The 19558-nt window shown below is 68.3% G+C and carries 19 protein-coding genes; 12 read left to right on the forward strand and 7 right to left on the reverse strand.

Annotated features, from left to right (window positions below; genetic code table 11):
• Positions 1–30: 30 nt before the first annotated feature.
• From atpB to HMPREF9058_RS02315, 12 genes are all read left to right on the forward strand, one after another.
• Entirely contained in the window at positions 31–1020 is a 990-nt protein-coding gene (gene atpB / locus HMPREF9058_RS02260; RefSeq protein WP_009747361.1) for a F0F1 ATP synthase subunit A, read from the forward strand.
• 77 nt (positions 1021–1097) lie between these two features.
• A complete protein-coding gene (atpE, locus tag HMPREF9058_RS02265; RefSeq protein WP_009395854.1) occupies positions 1098–1307 on the forward strand; it encodes an ATP synthase F0 subunit C in 210 nt (69 codons plus the stop codon).
• Complete coding sequence (locus tag HMPREF9058_RS02270; RefSeq protein ID WP_009405854.1) at positions 1307–1891, forward strand: F0F1 ATP synthase subunit B; 585 nt, start codon at positions 1307–1309, stop codon at positions 1889–1891. The genes atpE and HMPREF9058_RS02270 overlap by 1 nt, the downstream gene beginning before the upstream one ends.
• Positions 1888–2703, forward strand: coding sequence for a F0F1 ATP synthase subunit delta (locus HMPREF9058_RS02275; RefSeq protein ID WP_009747260.1), 816 nt, complete (start codon positions 1888–1890; stop codon positions 2701–2703). Before HMPREF9058_RS02270 ends, HMPREF9058_RS02275 begins: the two co-directional genes overlap by 4 nt.
• 105 nt (positions 2704–2808) lie before the next feature.
• Positions 2809–4440 (forward strand): F0F1 ATP synthase subunit alpha, encoded by a 1632-nt coding sequence (gene atpA, locus HMPREF9058_RS02280; RefSeq protein ID WP_009406263.1) that lies wholly within the window; start codon positions 2809–2811, stop codon positions 4438–4440.
• A 1-nt stretch (position 4441) separates the two neighbouring features.
• Positions 4442–5386 (forward strand): F0F1 ATP synthase subunit gamma, encoded by a 945-nt coding sequence (locus HMPREF9058_RS02285; protein WP_009747558.1) that lies wholly within the window; start codon positions 4442–4444, stop codon positions 5384–5386.
• Between the two features lie 92 nt (positions 5387–5478).
• Positions 5479–6915, forward strand: coding sequence for a F0F1 ATP synthase subunit beta (atpD, locus tag HMPREF9058_RS02290; RefSeq protein ID WP_009406285.1), 1437 nt, complete (start codon positions 5479–5481; stop codon positions 6913–6915).
• A 45-nt stretch (positions 6916–6960) separates the two neighbouring features.
• A complete protein-coding gene (locus tag HMPREF9058_RS02295) occupies positions 6961–7227 on the forward strand; it encodes a F0F1 ATP synthase subunit epsilon (protein ID WP_009405570.1) in 267 nt (88 codons plus the stop codon).
• Positions 7228–7230: 3 nt separating this feature from the next.
• Positions 7231–7647 (forward strand): DUF2550 family protein, encoded by a 417-nt coding sequence (locus HMPREF9058_RS02300; protein ID WP_009406496.1) that lies wholly within the window; start codon positions 7231–7233, stop codon positions 7645–7647.
• 413 nt (positions 7648–8060) lie between these two features.
• On the forward strand, positions 8061–8756 hold the full coding sequence (gene nucS, locus HMPREF9058_RS02305; RefSeq protein WP_009405946.1) for an endonuclease NucS: 696 nt from the start codon (positions 8061–8063) through the stop codon (positions 8754–8756).
• Between the two features lie 10 nt (positions 8757–8766).
• Positions 8767–10095, forward strand: coding sequence for a crosslink repair DNA glycosylase YcaQ family protein (locus HMPREF9058_RS02310; protein ID WP_009747589.1), 1329 nt, complete (start codon positions 8767–8769; stop codon positions 10093–10095).
• A gap of 36 nt (positions 10096–10131) precedes the next feature.
• Positions 10132–11367 carry an N-acetylglucosamine-6-phosphate deacetylase gene (locus HMPREF9058_RS02315; protein ID WP_009406169.1) on the forward strand — a complete coding sequence of 412 codons (1236 nt, stop codon included), beginning with the start codon at positions 10132–10134 and terminating at the stop codon, positions 11365–11367.
• A 117-nt stretch (positions 11368–11484) separates the two neighbouring features.
• On the opposite strand, the gene HMPREF9058_RS02320 is transcribed toward HMPREF9058_RS02315, so the two are convergent.
• The 7 genes from HMPREF9058_RS02320 to ureG form a co-directional block, all read right to left on the reverse strand.
• Positions 11485–12009, reverse strand: a complete 525-nt coding sequence (locus tag HMPREF9058_RS02320; RefSeq protein WP_009405583.1) for a DUF664 domain-containing protein — start codon at positions 12007–12009, stop codon at positions 11485–11487.
• A gap of 1511 nt (positions 12010–13520) precedes the next feature.
• Complete coding sequence (locus HMPREF9058_RS02325) at positions 13521–14042, reverse strand: zinc transporter (RefSeq protein WP_254654085.1); 522 nt, start codon at positions 14040–14042, stop codon at positions 13521–13523.
• A 314-nt stretch (positions 14043–14356) separates the two neighbouring features.
• Positions 14357–15124: a DUF6318 family protein gene (locus tag HMPREF9058_RS02330; protein ID WP_254654078.1), complete on the reverse strand. Its 768-nt coding sequence runs from the start codon at positions 15122–15124 to the stop codon at positions 14357–14359.
• Positions 15125–16172: 1048 nt separating this feature from the next.
• Entirely contained in the window at positions 16173–17045 is an 873-nt protein-coding gene (gene purU / locus HMPREF9058_RS02335) for a formyltetrahydrofolate deformylase (protein WP_009406190.1), read from the reverse strand.
• A gap of 4 nt (positions 17046–17049) precedes the next feature.
• On the reverse strand, positions 17050–17985 hold the full coding sequence (locus HMPREF9058_RS02340; protein WP_009405490.1) for an urea transporter: 936 nt from the start codon (positions 17983–17985) through the stop codon (positions 17050–17052).
• Between the two features lie 60 nt (positions 17986–18045).
• A complete protein-coding gene (locus tag HMPREF9058_RS02345) occupies positions 18046–18861 on the reverse strand; it encodes an urease accessory protein UreD (RefSeq protein ID WP_009406374.1) in 816 nt (271 codons plus the stop codon).
• Positions 18858–19535: an urease accessory protein UreG gene (gene ureG, locus HMPREF9058_RS02350; protein WP_009405881.1), complete on the reverse strand. Its 678-nt coding sequence runs from the start codon at positions 19533–19535 to the stop codon at positions 18858–18860. Before ureG ends, HMPREF9058_RS02345 begins: the two co-directional genes overlap by 4 nt.
• Between the last annotated feature and the right edge of the window lie 23 nt (positions 19536–19558).

The following is a 19558-nucleotide window of genomic DNA, read 5'->3' on the forward strand; positions in this document are numbered from 1 at the left end:
TGAGACACCTGTGAGGCGCTAGCATGGCCCGTGATCAGCAGGCCTGTCGGGCAGGCCTCGAAACGTGAGAGACATTGGGAGGATCTTCTGTCCACCAACACCGTCACCGAGAACGGCACGGCAGCCGACGACGTCGCCGTGCCGCGGACGGCTGACGCCAAGCCGTTCGTCAAGCCGCTGTGGTACTGGGTGCTCCTGATCGTCCTGGTTGCGGTGATTGCGAAGACCGCGGTGCCCACCTTCACCGTCACGGGGGGCCACAAGCTTGAGCAGCCCGGTGCTGAGGACTTCTTCCCCGGGGCGATCTTCGGTGAGGGGACTCTCCTGGAGTTCAACCGGCTCACTCTCGTCCGCGTCGTTATGGGGGTTGCCCTGTGCCTGACGGTGGGCGTGGTCGCCAGCCGGATCAAGATCGTCCCTGGGCGCGGCCAGGCCCTGCTGGAGATCATCGCCGACTTCGTGCGCAGCAATGTGGCCTTCACGCTTCTGGGCAACAAGAACGGCCGCCGCTTCGCCCCGCTGCTGGGAACCCTCTTCCTGGGCGTGCTCGCCATGAACCTCGCCGGCGTCATCCCCGGCCTCAACATCGCCGCCTCCTCGGTGGTCGCCGTGCCCATGGTGTTCGCGGCCCTGACCTACATCACCTTCATCGGGGCGGGCATCAGGGAACAGGGGGTCGGGCACTTCCTCGCCTCCCAGCTCATGCCGCCGGGCCTGCCCAAGGTGATGTACCTGCTCATCACCCCCATCGAGTTCCTCTCGAACTTCATTGTGCGGCCGGTGACGCTCACCCTGCGTCTGCTGTGCAACATGGTCTCCGGGCACATGCTGCTCGGCATGACCTTCTTCGGCACCACCAGCCTGCTCCTGCACCTCCAGGCATCCTCAACGATCAGCCTCCTGACCGGCGCGTCCATGATCGTGATGACCCTGTTCGAGATTTTCGTCGCGGTCCTGCAGGCCTACATCTTCACCATCCTCAGTGCCGTCTACATCAAGCTCTCCATCGAGGCCCACTAGACGCCGCGGCGCGTCGCCCAAGCCTCTTTCCACCGCTCCCACCTGCGCCATCCGGCGCCAGAAAGAAGGAACCACATATGACCTCCGCTGCTCTCGCATACGTCGGCTACGGCCTGGCCACGCTCGGCCCGGGCATCGGCATCGGCATCATGGTTGGCAAGACCCAGGAGGGTACGGCCCGCCAGCCCGAGGTGGCCGGGCGCCTGTTCACCAACATGATCATCGGTGCGGGCATGGTCGAGGCCCTGGCCCTCATCGGCTTCGTTATCCCGTTCGTTGTCAAGTGATGCTTCCCCTGGCCAACGAGGGCGGGCAGAGCGGAGGCACGGCCTTCATCCTGCCCCACGCCCATGAGATCTTCTGGGCGGCGATCGTCCTCCTGCTCATCCTCCTGGTGGTGGGCCGCTACGCCCTGCCCCGGCTCTACGCCGTCCTGGACGAGCGCGCCCAGCGCATCCAGGAGGGCCTCGACCTGGCCGACAAGGCGAAGCAGGACCAGGCCGACGCCGAGAAGCGCGCCGCCCGGCTCGTGGACGATGCCCGCCGAGAGGCCGCCCGCATCCGTGACAACGCCCAGAGCGAGGCCAAGGAGATCGTCGCCAAGGCCCGCACCGACGCCCAGGCCGAGGCCGCAGGCATTGTCGAGGGTGCTCAGCGCCAGATCCTGGCTGAGAAGCAGGCCGCGCAGATCTCGCTGCGCACCGACGTCGGCATGCTCGCCTCCACCCTGGCCGAGCGCATCGTCGGTGAGCAGCTGAGCGACACCGCCCTGTCTGAGCGGGTCATCGACCGCTTCCTCGACGAGCTCGAGACCATGGAGCCGGTCGAGGGCCTCGACGCCGTCGCCTCCTCTGCGGAGGCGACGCGGTGAGAACAGGAACTGCCGCCACCCGTGAGACCGTGAGCCAGGCCTGGAGCCCGGTGCTCACGGCTGCGGGCGTCGAGGGCCAGGAGCTGGGTCGCCAGATCCTCGCCCTGGCTCACCAGGTCGCCGTCCACTCGCTGCCCGCTCCGCTGACCGACCCGGGCCGCGAGCCCGAGGACAAGGTGGCCCTGGCCCGCAGGCTCTTCACCGGCACCGTGGACGAGCGCGTCGTCGACCTGCTCAGCGCCATGGTCCGTGGCCGCTGGTCCAAGGCAGTCGACCTGGTCTCCGCCCTCCACGACCTGGGCATTGAGGCGATCCTCGCCGGCGCCCACGCGGGCGGCTCGGCGGAGGAGATCGAGCAGCAGCTCTTCGAGGTCCACGAGCAGATCGCCGACAACCGCGAGCTGCGCGAGGCCCTGACCCCCTCACGCCGCACCGGCACCGAGGCCCGGGTCCGCTTGGCCGAGGCCGTCTTCGCGCCCCACATCAGCGCCCCCGCCATGAGCCTGGTGGACTGGTGCGTGCGGCACCACGCCGAGGGCGGGCCGTTGCGCAACCTGCGCCGCGTCGTCGAGTTGGCCGCCGAGATGCGTCAACGCACCATCGTCGACGTCGTCACCGCCATCCCCATGACCTCGGCCCAGGAGGAGCGCCTGCGCACCATCCTGGAGCGCCGCCTGGGCACCAGGATCGACCTCAACTGCGAGGTCGACCCCACGGTCATCGGCGGCGCCCGCATCTCGACACGGAACTACGTCATGGACCGCACCGTGCGCAGCGCCGTCGCCGAGCTGCGCACCCGGCTGGCGGGCTAGCCCGCTCATCGCACGCCGACCCACAACTTCACCACCCCACCCCGCGCCGTCGTCGCTCACGCCCAGCGCCGCCGGCCCCCAGAACGCAACCAGCAAGGAGACGAGATGGCAGAGCTGACCATCAGGCCCGAGGAGATCCGCTCGGCCCTGAACGAGTTCGCCGAGTCCTACAAGCCCGCCGAGGTCGCGGCCGAGGAGGTCGGGCACGTCGTCTTCGCCGCTGACGGCATCGCGCACGTCGAGGGCCTGCCCGGCGTCATGGCCAACGAGCTGCTCACCTTCGAGGACGGCACCGCCGGCCTGGCCATGAACCTCGAGGAGCGCCGGATCGGCGTCGTCGTCCTGGGCTCCTTCGACGGCATCGACGAGGGCCAGGTCGTGCGCCGCACCGGCGAGGTCCTCTCCGTGCCCGTGGGTGACGCCTACCTGGGCCGCGTCGTCGACCCGCTGGGCCGGCCCATCGACGGCCTGGGCGAGATCGAGGCCGAGGGACGCCGCGCCCTGGAGCTCCAGGCCCCCGGCGTCATGGCCCGCAAGTCCGTCCACGAGCCCCTCCAGACCGGACTCAAGGCCATCGACTCGATGATCCCGATCGGCCGCGGCCAGCGCCAGCTCATCATCGGCGACCGCCAGACCGGCAAGACCGCCATCGCCCTGGACACGATCCTCAACCAGAAGGAGGCCTGGGAGTCCGGCGACCCGAACAAGCAGGTGCGTTGCATCTACGTGGCCACCGGCCAGAAGGGCTCCACCATCGCCGCCGTGCGCGCCACCCTGGAGGAGCGCGGCGCCCTGGAGTACACCACCATCGTGGCCTCCCCGGCCTCCGACCCTGCCGGCTTCAAGTACCTGTCGCCCTACACGGGCTCGGCCATCGGCCAGCACTGGATGTACCAGGGCAAGCACGTCCTCATCGTCTTCGACGACCTGTCCAAGCAGGCCGAGGCCTACCGCGCCGTCTCCCTGCTGCTGCGCCGTCCGCCGGGCCGCGAGGCCTACCCCGGTGACGTCTTCTACCTCCACTCGCGCCTGCTGGAGCGCTGCTCCAAGCTCTCCGACGAGCTGGGGGCGGGCTCCATGACCGGGCTGCCGATCATCGAGACCAAGGCCAACGACGTCTCGGCCTACATCCCCACCAACGTCATCTCCATCACCGACGGGCAGATCTTCCTCCAGTCCGACCTGTTCAACGCCGACCAGCGCCCCGCCGTCGACGTCGGCATCTCCGTGTCCCGCGTGGGCGGCGCAGCCCAGGTCAAGGCCATGAAGAAGGTCGCCGGAACCCTCAAGATCACGCTGGCGCAGTACCGTTCTATGCAGGCCTTCGCCATGTTCGCCTCCGACCTGGACGCCGCCACCCGCGCCCAGCTCACGCGCGGCGAGCGCCTCATGGAGCTGCTCAAGCAGCCCCAGTACACGCCCTACCCGGTGGCCGAGCAGGTCGCCAGCGTCTGGGCGGGCACCAAGGGCTACCTCGACGACATCGACGTCTCCGACGTCCTGCCCTTCGAGGCCGCCTTCCTGGACCACCTGCGGCGCAACACCGATATCCTCGACACCATCGAGTCCACCGGCCAGCTCACCGACGAGACCGAGGAGGCCCTGGTCAAGGCCGTCGAGGCCTTCCGACGCACCTTCGCCTCCGGTGAGCAGATGCTGGGCGCCCAGGTCGCCGAGCCCGAGGAGGAGCCCGCCGCCGAGAGGACCACCGAGCAGCTCGTGGTCAAGAGGGGCTGACGTGGCAGGAAACCAGCGCGTCTACAAGCAGCGCATTCGATCGACCCAGACCCTCCAGAAGGTGTTCCGGGCGATGGAGCTCATCGCCTCGTCCCGGATCGGGCAGGCGCGCCGCAACGCGCAGGAGGCCTCGCCCTACGATCACGCCCTGAGCCAGGCGGTGGCCGCGCTGGGAACCTACTCCCGCTTCGAGCACCCCATCACTCAGGAGCGCACCGACACCAAGCGCGTGGCGATCCTCGTGGTCACCTCCGACCGCGGCATGGCCGGTGCCTACTCGGCCACCATCCTGCGCGAGACCGGCCGCCTCATCGAGGAGCTGGTCAAGGACGGCAAGGAGCCGGTGATCTTCACCTTCGGCCGGCGCGCCCAGAGCTACTTCAGCTTCCGGGGCACGCCGATCGAGTTCTCCTGGACCGGGCAGTCGGACCGCCCCAGCGACGAGGCCATCGAGGAGGTGGCCACCACCCTGCTGGACTACTTCCTCCAGCCGGCCGAGGCCGGCGGCGTCGCCGAGGTCCACATCGTCTTCACCCGCTACGTCTCGATGGTCTCCCAGGTCCCCGAGGTACGTCGCATGCTGCCGCTCAAGGTCGTCGACGTCGAAGGGGCCGGCGAGCTCGACGACGCCGGCAACGAGGCCCTGGAGAAGGAGCTGGCGGCCAAGCACGGCAGCTCCATGCCGCTCTACGAGTTCGAGCCCGGGCCCTCCGATGTGCTCGACGCCCTGCTGACCCGCTACATGGGCTCGCGCATCCGCAACGCCCTGCTGCAGTCGGCCGCCTCCGAGCTGGCCAGCCGCCAGCAGGCCATGCACACGGCCACGGACAACGCCGAGGACCTCATCATCACCTACACCCGCCTGGCCAACGCGGCCCGCCAGGGCGACATCACCCAGGAGATCACGGAGATCGTCTCGGGTGCCGACGCCCTGGGGTCCGAATAGGCCGGGCAGCCCCGACGTCGTCGAGAACCCCACACAGACTCACCTCACCGAGCAGGACCCCTCTCAGCTCTGGAAGATACGGAAGAACGCACATGGCTGACACCACCACCCCCGGGACGGGACGCATCACCCGCATCATCGGCGCCGTCGTCGACGTCGAGTTCCCGCCTGATGCGATCCCGGCGATGTACAACGCCCTCAAGGTGACCGTCCAGGCCACCAGCGCCGGCGAGGAGCCCCACGAGATCACCCTGGAGGTCGCCCAGCACCTGGGTGACAACATCGTGCGCACGATCTCCCTCAAGCCCACCGACGGCCTCGTGCGCGGCACGCAGGTGCGCGACACCGGAGCGCCGATCTCCGTGCCCGTGGGGGACGTGACCAAGGGCCACGTCTTCAACGTCACCGGCGACGTCCTCAACCTCGGCCCCGGCGAGCAGCTGGAGATCACCGAGCGCTGGCCCATCCACCGCCAGCCCCCGGCCTTCGACCAGCTCGAGTCCAAGGAGCAGATGTTCGAGACCGGCATCAAGGTCATCGACCTGCTCACCCCCTACGTGCAGGGCGGCAAGATCGGCCTGTTCGGCGGCGCCGGCGTGGGCAAGACCGTCCTCATCCAGGAGATGATCCAGCGCGTGGCCCAGAACCACGGCGGTGTCTCCGTGTTCGCCGGCGTGGGGGAGCGCACCCGTGAGGGCAACGACCTCATCGTCGAGATGGACGAGGCCGGCGTGTTCGACAAGACCGCCCTGGTCTTCGGCCAGATGGACGAGCCGCCGGGCACGCGTCTGCGCGTGGCCCTGTCCGCCCTGACGATGGCCGAGTACTTCCGCGACGTCCAGCACCAGGACGTGCTGCTGTTCATCGACAACATCTTCCGCTTCACCCAGGCCGGCTCCGAGGTCTCCACGCTGCTGGGCCGCATGCCCTCGGCCGTGGGCTACCAGCCCAACCTGGCCGACGAGATGGGCCAGCTCCAGGAGCGCATCACCTCCGCCGGCGGCCACTCCATCACCTCCCTGCAGGCGATCTACGTGCCCGCCGACGACTACACCGACCCGGCGCCGGCGACGACCTTCGCCCACCTGGACGCCACCACCGAGCTCAGCCGTGAGATCGCCTCGCGAGGCATCTACCCGGCCGTGGACCCGCTGACCTCCACCTCGCGCCTGCTGGCCCCCGGCTACGTGGGCCAGGAGCACTACGACGTCGCCACCCGCGTGAAGTCCATCCTCCAGAAGAACAAGGAGCTTCAGGACATCATCGCGATCCTCGGTGTCGACGAGCTCGGCGAGGAGGACAAGGTGACGGTGGCCCGCGCCCGCCGCATCGAGCAGTTCCTGTCCCAGAACACCTACATGGCGGAGAAGTTCACGGGCGTGGCCGGCTCCACCGTGCCGCTGTCGGAGACCATCGAGGCCTTCCGCCGCATCTGCGAGGGTGACTACGACCACCTGCCGGAGCAGGCCTTCTTCAACATCGGTGGCATCGAGGACCTCGAGCGTCGCGCCGCCGAGCTCAACGCCTGAGTCGTTAGGATCCGGGTAGAACCGGGCGCAGGAAAGGAGGGGGACATGGCCTTACATGTTGAGGTGGTCTCGCCGGCGGGCGAGGCCTGGACCGGTGAGGCGACGCAGGTCTCCGTGCCCCTGATCAACGGGGAGATGGGGATCCTGCCGGGTCGTCAGCCCCTCGTGGCGGTCCTGGGGGCCGGTCCGGTGCGACTGAGTCCCATCGACGGCGAGATGTGCAGCATCGAGGTGTCCGGCGGCTTCTGCTCCGTGGACCACGACGTCATCACGATCGCCGCCGACCACGTGAAGCAGGGTACGGAGGCCTGAGTCATGGGGCAGCACGTGTGGATGGTCGTGGCGATTGCCGTCACCGTCCTCGTGCTGCTGGCAGGCGGGTTCCTGCTGCGTCTGCGCTACCTGGCCGGGCAGGTCGGCTCCTTCGAGTGCGCCCTGCGTCCACGCGGGGCGCAGCGCTGGCTGAGTGGGGTGGCCTCCTTCCGGCTCGACTCCCTGGAGTGGTATCGCCTCGTGTCCTTCTCCACCAGGCCGTCGCGCTCATGGAGCCGCTTGAACCTGGAGCTCTCCGAGGCACGGCGCCGCCGGGAGCAGGGGCGCGTCGTCGAGGTGCACTGCGTGGACGCCACCCGCAGCCCCGAGGGCTTCGACCTGGCCATGATGGAGGAGTCCCACTCGGCGCTGATCGCCTGGGTGGAGTCCGCCGCCCCCGAGCAGCCCAGGCTCTTCTGAGACCCGACGCCGGGGCTCGGCGATGCGGCTCGCTACTGAGCCTGGCGGCTGCGGCTGGCCGGTGAGCCTGGCGGCCGGATTCGCCGGGGCGGGGATGCAGCCTCCTGGCCGGATCGGCGACGTACCTTCCAGCCCAGGACTGCGTTTTCCTCCAGGCCACTGGGGTCGCCTCCCAGTCATCTGGAGGAGAACGCAGTCCTCGATCACGAAGTACGTTCTCGACGGCGGGGCAGGGTGCCGCCATCGCCTGGCCCTGCGTCCCCAGGCCCCGGGGCACGCCTGAGACACGACGTCCGATCCGGTGCGGGCGCCGTGCATGGACAGTGGAGGGGAGCACCCCGGGTGACACGATGCTCAGGCCCGCCGGCCCCGGTGTCGCGCCGAGGCCGGGCCCGCCCCGCTAGGGTGGACGGGTGCGCCTCGTTATCGCCTCCTGCTCCGTCGACTACTCCGGCCGCCTGGACGCCCACCTGCCCCGGGCCACCCGCGTGCTCATGCTCAAGGCCGACGGCTCGGTCCTCATCCACTCCGACGGCGGCTCCTACAAGCCCCTGAACTGGATGAGCGCCCCGGCCCGCCTCGCGGTCACCGAGCCGGACGAGGAGGCCGCCGCCGACGGCGTGCGCGAGGTCTGGGAGGTCAGCGCCACCAAGACCGATGACCGCCTTGTCATCCGCCTTTTCGAGACCATCTCCGACGTCAGCCACGAGCTGGGCGTGGACCCCGGGCTCACCAAGGACGGCGTCGAGGCCCACCTCCAGGAGCTCCTGGCCGAGCAGATCGAGGTCCTGGGTGCCGGCTACCGCCTGGTGCGCCGCGAGTTCCCCACCGCCATCGGCCCGGTCGACATCATGGCCAAGGACGCCGAGGGCCGCTCCGTGGCCGTGGAGATCAAGCGCGTCGGCGGGATCGACGGCGTCGAGCAGCTCACCCGCTACCTCGAGCTCCTCGACCGCGACCCGCTGCTGACCCCCGTCCAGGGCGTTTTCGCCGCCCAGACCATCAAGCCCCAGGCCCGCGTCCTGGCCGAGGACCGCGGTATCCGCTGCGTCACCCTCGACTACGACGCCATGCGCGGCATGGACGACCCGAGCTCCCGCCTGTTCTAAGGAGTCAGCCGTGCCCGCCGCCCGCACCTCCTCCGCGCCGCTGCCGACCGAGGTGAGCCTGGCCCGCATCATCTCCCAGGGCCTCGTCCCGGCCACTGCCGCGCCCGACGTCGTCGCGGCAGTGTCCCGCCAGCTCGCCATCCAGGGCCAGCAGGTCTCCGCCGTCCCGCACGCCCTGCTCGTGCGCGCCCCGGCCGCCACCCCGGCCGACATTGAGGCCGCCTTCGCGCGAGGCGACCTGGTGCGCTCCTGGCCCATGCGCGGCACCGTCCACATCACCACCGCCGCCGACCACCACTGGCTGCGGGCCGCCCTCATGCACCGCACCGACGCCTGGGTGCGGAACAGCGAGGCCGACTACGGCGTCGATACTGCCCTGTGCGAGCGCGCCGCCGAGGTGGCCCTGGGCCTCATCGACGATCAGGGCCCGCTGAGGCGCTCGGTGCTGCTGGCGGCCTGGCAGGAGGCGGGCCTCATGGAGGCCTTCCGTGGCGAGGACGTCTCGGCCTACCGGCGCCGCCACCTCCTGGTGCGCCTCCAGCGCGAGGGGATCCTTGTCCAGGGGCCGCGGTCCGGCAACGAGCACCTCGTCATGGACACACGCGACCTGCCCGATGCCGACTCCGGGCCCGCAGGGGCCGACGTCGCCCACGGCGGGACCGGTCACCGCGCCGCCTGCGCGCACATCGCCTACCGCTACGCGGCCAGCCACGGCCCGGTCAGCGCCGAGGACCTGGCCCGCTGGACCACACTGCCCAAGACGCAGGCCGCCCGCGCCCTGGAGGACGCCGTCGAACTGGGGGAGGAGCAGGCCCCAGCCGCGGTTGATGCTGCCGGTGAGCCGGCCGGGCCCCGTGTCCCGCTCGTGCGCGCGGTCGCCGAGGGCGGGGCCCGCGGAAGCCTGCGCCCGCTCGGCCCCGGCGAGTCGGCCCGGAAGACCGGCCTGCTCTACATGCGCGCCGACCTGCCCGACCTGCTGTCCGCCCACCGCGGCGCCGCGCAGGCCACCCACTTCCTGGGCTCCTTCGACGAGCTGCACGTGGGCTACAAGGACCGCTCCTGCCTCACCGATGAGGACGGTGAGCGCCTCATCTGCCCGGCTAGCAATGGCATGTTCCGCCCGATCCTGGTGGACCGTGGCCGACTCGTCGCCGTGCGGCCGGTCGGTGAGGGCCTGCTGTGGAAGGGCGGGGCGGCACCGTCGGCCCGCGTGGAGCGCGACGTCAACCGGGCCGTGTCCCGCATGGAGCAGCGCCTGGCCGGGCGAGCAGAGCGGAGCCGAAACCACCCGCGCAGTGTGGGGGAGGAGACGCCCCGAAGGAGGTTGTCTGATGTCTGAAGTGGTGACAGAATCCGACTCATGAGCAACGAAGCCATGCAGGTCCGCGCACTGCGGGGACGCGTCGTCACCCCCGACCACATCATCGACGACGGGGCGGTCGTCCTGTCCGGAGCCCATATCGCGTGGGTCGGGCCCGCTGACCAGGCCGCCCGGGCCGGCTTCGCAGACGCCGTCGAGCAGGCTCAGGCCGCACCCGAGGGCGGCTACCTCCTGCCGGGCCTGGTGGACGTCCACTGCCACGGCGGCGGCGGTGAGTCCTTCCCCAACGCCGAGACCGCCGAGCAGGCCATGGTCTCCGTGCTCGAGCACCGCCGCTTCGGCACCACCTCGCTCGTGGCCTCCTGCGTGACGGCCGCCCCCGAGGTCCTGCGCGCACGCACCCGGGTCCTGGCGGGGCTGTGCGAGGACGGCGAGCTCGCCGGCATCCACTTCGAGGGACCCTTCGTCTCGGTGGAGCGCTGCGGCGCCCAGGACCCCACCTACATCATCGACCCCGACGCCGACCTGACCCGTGAGCTCATCGAGCTCGGCGGCGGGCACGTCGTCACCATGACGATCGCCCCGGAGAAGCCCGGCATCACCGGCGACGACGGCGTCAACGCAGCCCTCATCGAGGGCGGGGCGCTGCCCTCCTTCGGGCACACCGACTCCGAGGCCGCCCCCGTGCGCGCCGCCCTGGCCGACGCCGCCGCCCGCATCGCCGAGCGCCTCGAGGCCGGCAAGCCGGTCCGTGCCCCGCGCTCGACCGCCACCCACCTGTTCAACGGCATGCGCCCCATGCACCACCGCACGCCCGGGCCCGTGCCCGAGTTCCTGGCGGCCGCCCAGCGCGGCGAGTGCGTCCTGGAGATGATCGGCGACGGCGTGCACCTCAGCCCCGCCATCGTCCTGGACATGTTCGAGACCCTGGGGCGCGACAACGTCGTCCTGGTCACCGACGCCATGGCGGCGGCCGGCATGGCCGACGGCGACTACGTGCTCGGCTCCCAGCCGGTCACCGTGGCCGACGGCGTCGCCCGCCTCACCGAGGGCGGCGCGATCGCCGGGGGGACCGCCCACCTCATCGACGTCGTGCGCACCACCTGGCAGGGGGGAGTCGACCTGGTCGACGCCGTCTACGCCGCCAGCGTCCAGGGCGCCCAGATCCTCGGCGACTCCTCCGTGGGCGCCCTGCAGGCGGGCCTGTGGGCCGACGTCGTCGTCACCGACGCGGAGCTGCGGCCCGCCACCGTGCTGCGCCGCGGCGAGGCGGTGGAGCCCGCCGCCTGATCCTCCCGCACCACCGGCCCACGCGGGCACCAGCAGACTCTTGTCATGTGGGAGCCGTTCGCCCCGACCTGAACCGCCAGGTCGGGGCGAACGTGTGGTGCGGGGTGGGTTGCGCGCCTAGCCGGGCAGGCCCAGGAGGCGCCGGGTGTAGACGGCCTGGCCGGAGTGCTGAGCGGCGTCGTCAATGACTGAGGCCAGGCGGACAGCCCGAGTGACGGGCGGGTCCCAGGACTCGTCGACGATGTCGTCGAGCCCCTCCGGGGTAAGGGAGCGCAGGTAGGTGGTGGCCAGGGCGTAGGCGTCGTCGAGGTAGGAGAAGAGGAGATCGAGGTCGGTGACGACGACCTGGGCGGCCTGCTCGGGCGTGTGGTGCCAGTCCTCGGTGTCGTCGGGCAGGGGCAGGGCGAAGCGCTCGCGGTGGCCGCCGGTGACCCAGACGGGTTCGACGCCCGTCAGGGGTGCGATCTGGATGTCGAGCTCGCGGGCCGTGTGCCAGGCCAGCCAGGTCAGGGAGTCGATGCGGGGTGCCAGGTCCGGGGTGGGGCGGGTGTTGGCCTGCTCGAGCGTGACGCCCTCGAAGGCGCGGTCGAAGCGCTCGCGGGATCGGGACAGGACGTCAATGAGCATCTCAAGAGTCGTCATGATGTCAGGCTACGTGGCAGGTCTGAAAACATCGAGAGAACCGTGCACCGGGCACTGTCTCGCCTGCACCAGTTTCAGTGGGAGGTGAGCCGCAACGACACCGCGCCGGCGCATTGGATACAGGTGACTCGGTTCACGGACCGCCTGTTCAGAATTGCAGTGTTTTGTCAGTGATCTCGATAGCATTGCTGTATGAGAACTGAACGCGACGTCATGTTGCTGACTCCTTTGGAGCGGGTGGAGGAGGCTCTATTCTTGGGTGCCGCATGATCTTGATCGCAGGTGAGTTGCTCGAAATTCGATCAATGATCGAAGGTGTAGGTTCTGGTCTACGTGTTGCCAAGGTGGTGCGGTCAATATTATGTATGTGATGTTTGATCAGATTGTCGACTGTGAGCGCGGAGACCGGGCTCGGGCTCGCGAGGTTAGCCTTTTTTTCTACGGCAGTGTTCTCTCTGTGGTTTACTCACTATTTCTGTGGTACTGCTCTCTATGGTCTATTCTCGTCGTGTTCTTGACGTTTTGCGTTATATTTCTGGCGCAGAATGTTGTGAAGGGTTCTGTATTGGAAGATGTTGATAGGCCTCACCGGCAGTGGGCTAGGCTGTCGACTGAGGGGGTTGAATTCGTTCCGTCGTCAACGCCGGCAGTATGTGAATGGGCTTGTCTTGTCGGGCTTTTCCTGGGTGCCTTACTTGCAATATGTGTTGGTCAGTATGTCGACGTTCCTCGCCGACCATACTCCGATGGACTGCTTATCGGTGCAGCCGCAGTGTTCTTTGTCTTATTGGCCATTAATGGGGTGCCTCGATCGGCTCCTGGAAGTGCTGCATGGAGGCTGACTCCCGAAGGGCTACTTATTTCTCCATATAGTCAGTACAGGGCGTTCGTCGACTGGTCTATGAAACCTCAGGTGGAGGGGCGGGGAGTTGTCAACCTCCAAGAGTGTGTCGTGATCAAGGACTCGCGCGGAAGGCGCTACTATCTTCCGATCTCGGGGCTGCCGATGAGTTACGTGCAGTTTCGTCGGCTGCTGAGTTTCTACTCAACGCACCCTAAGCTCCGCCGGGAGATCCCGTCGAGTAAGGGTGTTGGGCGCGTTTGCTCTCTGTTGGATAGCTAAGGGGAGGGCTGTGATTCGTCATGTGACGTCCTATGTCACGTGGCCGCGACGCCTGTCTCCGGCTGGCGAGTTCGTAGGTTAACCTACGCGTTGTGGGGCGAAGTGATGAACTGGCGGTTTAAGGTGTGACCGTGTGTTGGGGACTGGGGCTTAGGGGTGGGCTAAGTGGGCGGTCTCGACGATGCGCTATAGGGCCCTGGTGTCACGATTGGCGACTTTTGGGGCGTTGATCGGTTGCCGTGCCCGAGCCTGTGTGTCTCTGACCAGCGCATATTCTCCGGAGCGCGACGGTCATCGGCCAAGCGTGTTCTTAAAAGTCGCCGTTTGTGACACCGTTCGCCGGCCGAGCTGGTGGTCTGAGGTGCTGCCGTGTGCTGGGGTGTGGGGGTTAGTGGCCTTGGGCTTCTTCTGCGTCGTCGGTGAGGTAGGTGATGACGCGGACGAGGTCGTAGGGGGTGGAGGTCTCGGTGGTGGTGATGGTGCCCTCGATGGGTCGCCACTGGCTCTCGCCGGCGGGGCGGAACCTCGTGGTCCAGGTGGTGGTCAGGGTGGTGGTGATGCCGGTGGCGGTGTGCTGGTAGTGGTGGGTGACGGTCTGGTGGGGGTAGGGGGCGCCGGGGTCGGTGGTGGTTGTGGTGGTGCCGTCTCCCCAGCCCCAGGTGTAGGAGACCGGGGTGAACTCCACCTCGATGGAGGTGCCCAGGATGGTGGTGGTCTGGTAGCGCACGGCGGGGTTGGTGTAGACGATGAAGGCCTTGGAGATGATGACCTTGGGTCCCGGGGGCTGACGGGTGATCCCCGACCCCTGAGCAATCAACGTGGCGGCCTGGCGGGTGGTGATCGTGATCGTACGAGGACCACCACCGCCGGCGGGCTCGGCAGGCTTATCGGAGCGTTCTCTGCCCCACAAGCGGCACGCGTAGTCTTGCGTCTCGTTTCTCTTGTCTTTAGCTGAGCACTCGTGGTGGGGCTGCTGATCCCACATCGACGGGTCCGAGGCCGTCACCGCCGGGTGCTCCTGAGACGGAGGCCCACCAGAATCCGAAGATCCTCCTTCGGTTACTTGCTCGGTTACTTCTCCATAGAATTCGGTTCCATTGGGGATGTTTTTAGAGTCTACTTCTGTTTGTGGTGGAGGTTGGTTGTCGTGGCCCGCTACAGTGATGGGTGAGGCGACAATCAGAATCGACGCAACAGTGCTTACGATAGCTTGCGATCCTGTGTTCACTTGTGTTCCACCTCGACAGTACCTATCATCCAGCGTTTATTGCTGTATCGGACTGCGACATTCAGTACTTTTCCCTCGGAGGGTTCAGAGGTGGTTGGATTTTGCCCGTCGCCATAGTAGGAGGCCATTGCTCCGTAGTTGACGATTACCTTGACTCTGTTGTATTCGTAGCCTTCCAGCTTCTCATAGTAAGTCATGCTGACAATTTCTTGATCCCATTTGTCGGCCCATCCTCCTTTGCTGTGAATGTCGTTGGCGTCGTCGATGGTGGACTTGCAGAATTTGCAGCGGTCGTCGCTCATGGCGGCGAACTCGGTGATGTCGCCGGTCATGAAGGCGTAGCGGTAGAGCTCGAGGAAGTAGTGGACGCTGGAAGCAGCCCCTTCGGGGCTCTCCTCGTTCATCTGTGGGGGCTTGGCCGGGGCGGGTTCGGCCAGGGCGGCGTCGCGCTTGGCGCGCAGCTCAGGAGTCAGGGCGGCCTCGCGGGAGGCGGTCGCACTCGCGTTGGCGTCGGCGATGCCCTTCTCAGCCCGAGCAATAGCCGCCGACGCGCTGGCGCTGGCGCTCGCGCTGGCCTCAGCCTTGGCGTCCTTTACCGAGCAGGCCGCCACCCCCAGCGCCAGCACGCACACCGCCACCAGCCCAGCCACACCCCTGCGGCGGCTGTGCGCGGCAGGGCGGCGCTCCAACACGGTGACCCGGCCAGAGCCGGATGCAGGACGCCGCATACCCACGGGCGCAGCGGATCGTAGGGACGTACTCATCACGGAAGCCTCCTCGCCACCGAAACAACTCCATACCCCGCCCGGCCGGGCGACACTGCCCGTCCAGACGGTGCATTGACATTACCTGCCCCAACGTCCCCAAACCAGACCCCGAGGACACTCTGTGGAAAACCCGAAACGGGACTCCCCGAGGAGGGCGGCGCCTCTCGCGTCGTCAGTCCACAACCGTCGACTGTGACCGGTACCAGGGAGAGTCATGGTGGCTGCGTGAACCGTGCTCACACTCGGCCACCTGACCTCGCACGATTCCACCAGCCTCTGCGTTGTCTCATGAATTCTGAGAGTTTCGGATGTCATGACATCTCAAGACACCGGTGGGGTGCGTCTGCCAGTTGGGCGAGCTGTTGCTTCAGTCTGCCGGAGTGGGGTGCCCAGGTCACTGTGGTGGCTGCCGTCGTCGTCTGCAGGCACTGTACGAGGGGCGGGGGTTACTGGGCGAGGGTGGGGTGCACTTTGGGTAGGTGGGGCCCTCGTGCAGTGCGCACAACCCTTGTTCAGTGGATCCCGACCCTCGTGGAGCAGGCCGACTCGAGGCGGAGCCGGCGTCGAGTCATAGCCTCCCGGCCCTCTGCGCAGGTGGCGGGCAGGGAGCGGTGCAGGAAGATCTGTGACGGAGACGCCGGGCACTGCCGCAAGACCCACGGACTCTCGCTCCTGCGCGGCCTGGTGTCCACAGTGCTGACATTAACGGGCTCGGCGTCAGTGCACCCAGCAGGGATCGTTGGAATCCTGCGGTTTCTCTCGGGTGTGCAGCCCCGATTCGGGGTTAATGTCAGCGCTGTGGACACCACTCCCGTCACGCCCCATCCCTTCGGCCCCCTCGCCTCCTGGACCACCAGCCTGCCCCGGGTTCCCGCCCGAGTGAGTGTCTCAGAAGTGAGGAGACAGCACAGATTCCACCAGCCGCGTTCACAACCTCACGGGGAAGTGCATCGCCACCGCTCTGGCACTTTGTGCCATCCGAGTTGCCCACGTCACCGTCCGGCCTCTATCTGGACGGTGACGGGCCACCCCACCCCGCCCCTGCTCAGGCGAAGACGACGGTGCGGTGCCCGTTGAGCAGCACCCGGTGCTCGGTGTGCCAGCGCACCGCCTGCGCCAGCACCCGGCGCTCGACGTCCTGCCCCTTGGCCTGCAGCACGGACACCGAGTCCTCGTGCCCGGCCCGCGTCACGTCCTGCTCAATGATCGGCCCCTCATCGAGGTCCGCTGTCACGTAGTGCGCCGTCGCCCCGATGAGCTTGACCCCGCGCTCGTGCGCCTGGGCGTAAGGACGCGCCCCCTTGAAGGACGGCAGGAACGAGTGGTGAATGTTGATGACGCCCCCGTGCAGCCGCTCGCACAGGGCGGGGGAGAGGATCTGCATGTAGCGGGCCAGCACCACCAGCTCGACGTCGAGGGAGTCCACCAGCCCCAGCAGCTCGGCCTCGGCGGCCTCCTTGGTCTCCTTGGTGACCGGGATGTGGTGGAAGGGCACCTCGTAGAACTCGGCGACGTCCCGCAGCGTCTCGTGGTTGCCCACCACGCCGACGACGTCGACCGGCAGTCCCTGGCTGCGGGCCCGGAAGAGCAGGTCGGTCAGGCAGTGCCCCTCCTTGGAGACCATGATGAGGGTGCGCATCGCGCGCCCCACCTCATCGAGGCTCCACTGCATCTCGTACTCGCCGGCCAGCTCGGCCAGGTCCTTCTCCAGCTCCACGCGCGGCACGGTGGTGAGCACCTGGACCCGCATGAAGAACAGGCCGGTCGAGGAGTCCCCGAACTGCTTGGACTCGGTGATGTTCCCGCCGCGGCGCGCCAGCGTCCCGGTGACCGCGTGGACGATCCCCGGGCGGTCGGGGCAGGACAGGGACAGGACCAGGTGGGCGGCGGAGTCGGTGTGCGCCGTGGAATGAGCCATGGCCTCAGCCTAGTCGGCGCTCGCGCCACTTGACGACGGCGAGCATCAGCCAGGTGGTCACGATGAAGGGCCAGGTGTAGGTCGGCACCGGGATCTCCGTGAAAACCCGGTCCACGACGACGGTCAGCACCGATCCCACCACCGCCAGCACCCAGGCCCGCCTCCCGGGAGGCAGGAGGACGACGCCGATCGCGATCGCCGTCAGGCACGGCGAGTATCCGCCCAGTCCGTGCGCCGCCTGGCCAGCAGGAACGAGCGCCAGCGTTGCTGCCGTCCCGACGACGCTGCCCAGCAGCGCCGCCGCCCCGACTCTCCACCCGGCGATGAACAGCCCTGCCAGGATCAGCACCCCGCCGACCCAGGAATCGACGAGCACCACCTGGGACTCTCCCGTCAGCACCGCCTCCGGGACCAGCCAGGCCGTCGCCCCACTGACCGGCGCCGGATCCGGCACCATCGGCGCATCGATCGCCCTGAGCAGAGCGGTCAGCAGGCCGGAGACGATGCAGAAAGGAGCCGTGAGCGCCGGGAGCCCGACCGGGGCGAGGGTGCGCTCCAGCGCGCGGTGCACCGCGGGGCACGCCGCCGCACCGACCACGGTAACCAGCGTCGCCGGCCAGAAAACCCCCATAGCGGCCCAGGCCGCTGCTCCCACCAGTGCCCCGTTGTAGCCCTGAAGTCCGTCACGCACACGCAGATCCAGCAGCCTGGCCGCCACCGTTGACACCGTCGTCCCGAGGGCCACCTCACAGGCCATGAGCGGTGAGTAGACGGCGATGCCCGCCACGATGAGCAATCCGGTGAGCGCCCGGGGCTGGAAGAAGATCTGCCCCACCCCGCGCCCCAGTGCGCCCACGCCGGACGAGACGATCGCCGGGACGGCCGAGGTGCCGGCTCCGTCAGCCGGGCGGCGGGACTGATGAACAGGTGACTCAGGCATGAGGGGCTCCGATCGGTAGAGACTCGGGAGGTGCCCGCCGCCCAGGCGAACGGGCTGTTGCTAGTACTTGCGCAGGTTGAGCCTCGGCGCGCCGAACCACCGGCCGCGCAGAAGCTCGCTGATGTCGAGCATGAGATCGGTCAGACGGGTCGTGTCGTCGCCCAGCGCCCGGGCGATGAAGCCGGGCCCCTGCACTCGCGTCACTGCCCCGCGCACGCCGTCGACCTCCAGCATCTGGGCCACCTCATTGACGAGGGCGTCATCGACCCGGGCGTCGAGCGCCGTGAAGGAGGCCAGGTGGCTGTGCCCCTCCAGGCCTCCCAGCCCCGCCAGCCCGGCCTCACCGGGGACCAGGCGCAGGTTGTCGACGACGGCGCACCGCCCACCGACACGGATGTCAGTGCGCATCCGCAGGCAGTCGTAGCCGAAGGCCGAACCGTCCGGGGCCCAGCCGGGGGTGAGGACCTCCAGGGACATGAAGGTCGCCGTCGGATCCATCTCAACCAGGGTGGTCTGCCGGTAGGAGGACTCCCGGTAGGCGATGATTTGGTCGGGAACGAGCTCCAGCACGGCCCGGGGCCCCAGGCTCACCCGGGTGGCCTGGCGGACCGGGCAGGTGGGGGTGCGGTAGATCTTCGTGGCCGCCTGGGTCGTCAGCACCGCCGAGGCCCCCTGGAGGACCTCGACCTCGGTGAGATAGGAGTCGCCGTCCAGGTACCCGCCTCCGGGATTGACCACGTAGTAGGTCACCTGCCCGGTCTCATCGAGGTACAGCGGGCGGAACACCCTCAGTGCTCCCCGGTGGTACTGCTCGACGGCGACGCTCCGGTCCCCGCCCCGGGCGATCCGCAGGTGCAGCTCGCCGGTGGTGCTCACGACTCCAGGTCCGTCATGAGCACGTCATGGTGGATCCACTCGATGACCTGCTCCAGGCCCTCATCGGTCTTGAGGTTGGTGAAGCAGAAGGGCTTGTCACCCCGGAACACCTTGGAGTCGGCCTCCATGACCGCCAGGTCGGCGCCGACGTGAGGGGCCAGGTCCGTCTTGTTGATGACGAACAGGTCGGACTTAATCATCCCCTGACCGGCCTTGCGAGGAATCTTCTCGCCCTGGGCGACGTCGATGACGTAGATGGAGAAGTCGACCAGCTCGGGGGAGAAGGTTGCCGAGAGGTTGTCGCCTCCCGACTCCACGAACACCACCTCCAGGTCCGGGTGGCGCTCCACCAGCTCGGCGATCGCCGCCTCGTTCATGGAGGTGTCCTCACGGATGGCCGTGTGCGGGCAGCCCCCGGTCTCCAGCCCGACGATGCGGTCCACCGGCAGGACCCCCTGGGCGGCGAGGATCTTGGCGTCCTCGATCGTGTAGATGTCATTGGTGACGGCGGCCATGGAGACCTCCCGGCTCATGGCCCGGGTGATGCGCTCGATGAGCTGGGTCTTGCCAGCCCCCACCGGGCCGCCCACCCCGATCCGGACCGGGCCGGGGTGGGAACGGTGCGCCGGCTGCCTGGGCGCATCCGCGTGCTGCTGGCTGGTTGCTGCTGACATGAGAATCTCCTCACTAGCTCTTC

It is taken from the genome of Actinomyces sp. oral taxon 175 str. F0384 (assembly GCF_000223355.1).
Taxonomy (GTDB): Bacteria; Actinomycetota; Actinomycetes; order Actinomycetales; family Actinomycetaceae; genus Actinomyces; species Actinomyces oris.